The 5,047-nt window shown below is 65.5% G+C and carries 5 protein-coding genes; 3 read left to right on the top strand and 2 right to left on the bottom strand.

Translation table 11 applies throughout. From position 1 onward, the window contains the following. Window positions 1–41: 41 nt before the first annotated feature. Both RSO01_RS31955 and RSO01_RS31950 read right to left on the bottom strand, forming a co-directional pair. Window positions 42–950, bottom strand: a complete 909-nt coding sequence (locus RSO01_RS31955) for a DUF697 domain-containing protein (RefSeq protein WP_147154617.1) — start codon at window positions 948–950, stop codon at window positions 42–44. 27 nt (window positions 951–977) lie between these two features. Next, window positions 978–2,363, bottom strand: coding sequence for a YcjX family protein (locus RSO01_RS31950; RefSeq protein ID WP_147154616.1), 1,386 nt, complete (start codon window positions 2,361–2,363; stop codon window positions 978–980). A 107-nt stretch (window positions 2,364–2,470) separates the two neighbouring features. Here RSO01_RS31950 and RSO01_RS31945 point away from each other — a divergent pair, with 107 nt between their 5' ends. From RSO01_RS31945 to RSO01_RS31935, 3 genes are all read left to right on the top strand, one after another. Next, complete coding sequence (locus tag RSO01_RS31945) at window positions 2,471–2,962, top strand: tellurite resistance TerB family protein (protein WP_147154615.1); 492 nt, start codon at window positions 2,471–2,473, stop codon at window positions 2,960–2,962. Window positions 2,963–3,425: 463 nt separating this feature from the next. Next, on the top strand, window positions 3,426–3,764 hold the full coding sequence (locus RSO01_RS31940) for a hypothetical protein (protein ID WP_147154614.1): 339 nt from the start codon (window positions 3,426–3,428) through the stop codon (window positions 3,762–3,764). Between the two features lie 316 nt (window positions 3,765–4,080). Then, window positions 4,081–5,019, top strand: a complete 939-nt coding sequence (locus tag RSO01_RS31935; protein WP_147154613.1) for a helix-turn-helix domain-containing protein — start codon at window positions 4,081–4,083, stop codon at window positions 5,017–5,019. Window positions 5,020–5,047 lie beyond the last annotated feature (28 nt).

The following is a 5,047-nucleotide window of genomic DNA, read 5'->3' as shown; positions in this document are numbered from 1 at the left end:
ACCTAGCCTCTCCCCCTAGCGGGGGGAGAGGAATTTGAGGGTCAGCTTGGGGGCAGCGGGCGGATCTCGGCCTTCGCGACCGCGCCCAGCGCCAGCATCCGTCGGGCGACGACGAGTGCCTCGCCGGCGGTGCCGACGACGGCAGCAGCCAGGCGGTCCTGCGCCGCCTTCATCGCAAACTCGACGGCCGTGCTCATCAGCGCCGTCGAGGAGGCGAGGAACAGCGAACGGGTCATGACACGGAACAGGCTGCGCAGGCTGTGGCGCAAGCCGTAGACGGCCATGAGATCGCGGATCAGCATCACGCTCATCACCAGCACCACGACGGCGTCGAGGGCGGGGTGCGGACAGGATGACACGCCGAAGGCGACGCGAAGTGCCGCCTTCTGGATGCGCTGGTCGGCCTCGCGGTCCATCGCCTGGAAGATTTCGCGATTGAGCAGGTCGATGACGTCGCGGTCGGAATGATGCGGCTGCAGCGCCAGCGCCGCGGCATTGAGCTGGCCCAGGACCAGAGGCTTGTCGGAATAGACGGCGCGCAGGGCGGCGAGGAGCCGCATGCCGCTGCCGGCGCCGTCGAGCTTGGCGAGCTGCACGGCCATCTCGCGGGCGCGTTCCGCCGACTTGAGTTTGCGCAGGGCTCGTGTCTGCCGGGCAGCCAGCCAGGCCAGCGAGCCCGACAGCCCGACCAGCGCGGCAAGATAGAGGCCGTCCAGCACGCTGCCCTCGCGGATCGTGCTCTCGGCCAGCGTCACCGCTGCGCTGGCGACGATCAGCAGGACGATGAGGGCCGCCGAGCCCATCGCCAGCCAGGCCGCCAGGCTTGGTCGCCCCTCGTCTCCGTTGCCGACCTGCTCAGCCTGGGCGATTGGCGTCGGCTCGGCGACGGGCAGTTCACCTGGTTGGAACTCGCGGTCCACGAGCTGCCGGTCGGTGGTCGATACGGTCATGTCGCCTCCGTGGTGGCCCCGCGTCGTTCACGCGATCAGCGATTGCAGGACCTTGTCCAGATTTATGTGCGGCAGGGGCTTTTCGAAAGGCGCGCCGAGCCGCGGCGGCTCGAAATCCCGGATGTTGAACACGAAGCCCGGCCAGCTCCCGCGATCGGGGATCTGGCCGGGAATCTCGCCCGGGCGCACCTCGACGGCGTCGGAACGGCCGCGCGGCACGCCGCGCAGGAACTGCATCGCCTCGCCCTGCCATAGCCGGGTCACCTGCGCGGTCGCCCGCACCGAGGCGATGGCCAGCAGGCCGGATTGCCGGGCATTGGCGCGCATGAACGGTTCGCCCAGCATGTCGCGCAACAGGCCGACCAGATTGTTGAGCTGGCCCGACGTGATGTGATCGGCCTTGGTCGCGACCAGGGACAGGCGATCGAGACGCCCGATCGGCAAGACTTTGGCCAGCGGATGCCGCAGATCCTCGAAGGCCTCGACGACCGTGCGCGTCGCGAGTGCGAGGTCGGCAAAGGATTCCTGGCCTTGCTGCAGGGCCGTCAGCAGATCGACCAGCAGGACCTGGCGGCGCAGCCGTCCGAACACCTGCTCGTAGAAACGCCGGACCAGCTTGCGGTAGGCCTCGTAGCGCCGGGCCAGCGCCGCGCCGTTCGTACCCGAGCGCGAGGAGCGCGCCCGGCTGAGCGGAAAGAACAGCGTCTCGAGCGGCGCGGTGCCGCCGAGGAAGCGGCCCGGCTGCAGGAAGGACAGGCCTTCCGACCGGCAGCGCTTCAGGTAGTCGACGTAGGCGCTGCCGATGTGGGCCAGCGCGAAAGGATCCTCCTTGGCCGCGGGATCGAGCGCTCGAGCCTGCGCCGACCACTGCACCGACAGCGCCGTGCGCTTGCCGGCGTTGGCGAGTTCCTCCATCTCGGCGGACCACTCCTCGTAGTCGAGCGACAGCAGCGGCAGGTCGAGCAACCACTCGCCCGGATAGTCGATGAGATCGAGATGCAGCGTCTGCGGTTCCAGCAGACGGCGGTCGAGCCGCGCCGCCGGCGCGAGGCGCAACCGCACCCGGACGGCGCTCAGCCCTTCGGTGGGCGCGGGCCAATGCGGCGGCTCGGCCAGAAGGTCGGCGAGGCGATCGCGGTAGGGGAACGCCGGCAGGCCGGGAATGTCCTGCAGCTCGACCTCGCGCACGCGCTCGCGCCAGGGAAAAAACGGAAAGGCCTCGACCGGCGCATCCTTGGCGTGCAGGAGCGCGTGCACGAAAGAGGTGACGAACACCGTCTTGCCCGAGCGCTGCAAGCCGGTGACGGCGATGCGATAGCCGGCCTGGTTCAGGGGCGACACGCTGGCCAGCGCGGAGGCAATGGCGCTGAGGGAGTCGGCTGCGAGGCCGGGCAGCCAAGTAAACGGTGACATGACCGGCCAGTCTAGTCCCCGTCACCCCAACATTGAATCGCTGCAATCCACCGGGGCGGGATCCAAATGCCTTTTCCCGGACATACTGGCGTGGCATCCGAGGCGGCATGTTTGATCGTCTGTTGGACTTGTTGGCCGGTCGCGGCGAGTGGACTTCGGAGAAGCCTGCTGACGACCTCCCGTTGGCGGTCGCCGCCTTGCTGATCGAGCTGGCGCGCATGGACGACAAGGTCAATGCCGTCGAGCGACGGACCATCGAGCAGCTGCTCGTCCGCATGTTCAGCCTCGATGCCAAGAGCGTGCAGTCTCTTGTCGAGCAGGCCGATCAGGCGATGCAGCGGTCCACCCAGTACTTCCCCTTCACGCAGCAGATCTGCCGGCATGCCAGTGCCGACATGCGCGTGCAGATCATCGAGATGTTGTGGACGGTCGCCTACGCCGATGGCGCGCTCGATCCGGACGAGGATGCCCTGATCCGCCAGGTCGCCGGGCTGATCCAGGTGTCCGACTGGGAGCGCGGTGCCGCGCGCAAGAGAGCACTGGAGAGGCTTGCGAGCAGCGAGCCTGTTCGCCGGTCGCCATGGGCTGTCGCCGACTGACCGGCTTCGCGCCCACCACAGCCTGGAAGGCCCGCGCTCGGCGGCGAGGGCCGGATTGACCTGCCAGTGGGTGGTGGGCCGGCCAGGCTTGTCGCGATAGGCCAGGTCGGGCTGGACGAAACCGAGATAGTGCAGCCGCTGCAACTGAAGTAGTCCCTTTGGGTAGCGCCGACTTGGTGGAGCTGATCCATTGTCGGGGCGTGCCGACACGCCGGCCCGCACGATCAGGGCTCCCCTCGCCTACCGATGACGCGAGGACCGCCGACCCGAGTCGTCACCCGGGCGGTCCAAGGGCCGCACCCAACCGCTCCCTTGCAGACGTGATCGGGCGGCCTCGCATCGATCAGCTCAAGGCGAAGTTGGCGGGGCTTTTCGTCCGGAATGGTTGGGGGAGCGCACCAGCCTTAACTGATCCAATCCGCCGCGTAACCCATCCAGTCACAAGAAGGTCCCGCATCGTCGTTTGTGCGGTGCCATTTTGCCGGAGTGGCGCGGCGGCAACTTCAACGGCATCGAGCATTTCTATTTCCGGCTTCCCAAACAGGTCGCGATCATGGCGGCCTTCCTGCCTAAGGCTCGCCCTTCTGCGTCGGGTCGTGGCTTTGTTGCGGCCGGATTTCGGCACCAGATTCTGGGCGAACGATCCTTGCGTTTGAAGCCAAGCGTCCAGTTGAGAACAGCCACCATCATCGACTCGGCTATGCTTTCCAGGTGGCAAAAGAAATCGTTCTCGCCGATGCCGAATTTGCCGCCCTTGCGGCAGTCGACGGCACGCGAGAATAGCCAGCCATCCCGCCAATGATCCAAGCGCGCTTGATGGAACTGTTTCCAATCGAACGAGTCGCGGCTCTCCCGGAGAGGTCTTGCCGTACGCCAGGAATCGCAGCGGCATAACCCAATTGCATCCCCATCCTCATTAGGCGGGCCAAAGCGTTCACCCGAAGCTGCACAGTGACCCTGACTTGAACACAGCAGTGCCAAGCGCCGGCGCCGGCCGGCCATACCAAGGTATAAGCGATTCCGACCAAGGTTGCAGGCGGCGCAACCATCGCCAAGTGGAGACAGCAACGCGAACCACCGAGCATGGTGCACAATTTCCGAACGACGGGGTGCAACCAATGTTCTTCCAGTTGATGCCTTACGGCGACAACACGCAGAGTCGGGAAGGCTGGAAAGGTCATCATGCAAGCGAGGTCCAGGGAACCGCTCTTGCTATCCGGCTTGCCATCGGCAGGATCACCATCTCGTTCATTGTCACCGGTCAAGAAGACGACAAAGGCTCGGATACCGTGAATCTCCTCGTGGTGAAACGAACGGGCCAACGGAGAGTAGGCGACAACTTGAATGTGGAAGTGGCCAGTGCTCCGCTTCATCAAAACTTGCAAGCGCTATACGACCAGGTTAACGAAGACTGGATCACTGACCCTCGCATCACCTGCGACCCGATCCTCGAACGGCTGACACGCGCGCTTCTGGTGGTCGACGAATTGCGGCATGGTGTGGACGCGCTCTATGCTAATGCCGTATGCGTCGCGCTCGTCACGCGCCTCGTCGCGCTTTGCCGAGTGCAGCAGCCAGCGCTCACGTGCACGCGGAGCAAGGCGGCCCTGCCGAAATGGCGGTTACGACGTGTAGTCGAGCACATCGACAGCCGTCTCTCGGACTGCATCAGGCTGTCGGATATGGCGGCGGCGGCCGGGCTCTCGCGAATGCACTTCGCCGCCCAGTTTAGGCGGGCGACCGGTTCACGACCGCACGAATACATGCTGCGTCGGCGCATCGAACGCGCGCAAGCCATGTTGCGCGACTCCGACGTGCCACTGGTCGACGTCGCCCTCAGCGTCGGATTTCAAACGCAGGCGCACTTTTCGACGGTGTTCAAGCGGTTCGCCGGGGTGCCGCCGCAACGATGGCGGCAGGCGATGACCAACGCCAGAGAATCATTGCCGAGTAGCGATCCATCCCTAACAGAATCTACGTCCAACAAGATTCATGGAGAAGTCTGGCAAAGAGCGGAGCGTTGGGCCGGCGACTGCATGACCGAATGCAAGGAGTGATGTGGTCGGGCATATCCCCTCACTAGTG

Source organism: Reyranella soli, assembly GCF_007992495.1.
Classification (GTDB): domain Bacteria; phylum Pseudomonadota; class Alphaproteobacteria; order Reyranellales; family Reyranellaceae; genus Reyranella; species Reyranella soli.
Note: the sequence above shows the minus strand (reverse complement) of the source record. Positions and strands in the feature narration are given on the sequence as shown.

Bases quoted from the DNA above. Each gene is read 5' to 3' on its own strand.
- RSO01_RS31955 (WP_147154617.1), bottom strand. From the start codon at position 950: ATGACCGTATCGACCACCGACCGGCAGCTCGTGGACCGCGAGTTCCAA.
- RSO01_RS31950 (WP_147154616.1), bottom strand. From the start codon at position 2,363: ATGTCACCGTTTACTTGGCTGCCCGGCCTCGCAGCCGACTCCCTCAGC.
- RSO01_RS31935 (WP_147154613.1), top strand. From the start codon at position 4,081: ATGTTCTTCCAGTTGATGCCTTACGGCGACAACACGCAGAGTCGGGAA.
- RSO01_RS31945 (WP_147154615.1), top strand. From the start codon at position 2,471: ATGTTTGATCGTCTGTTGGACTTGTTGGCCGGTCGCGGCGAGTGGACT.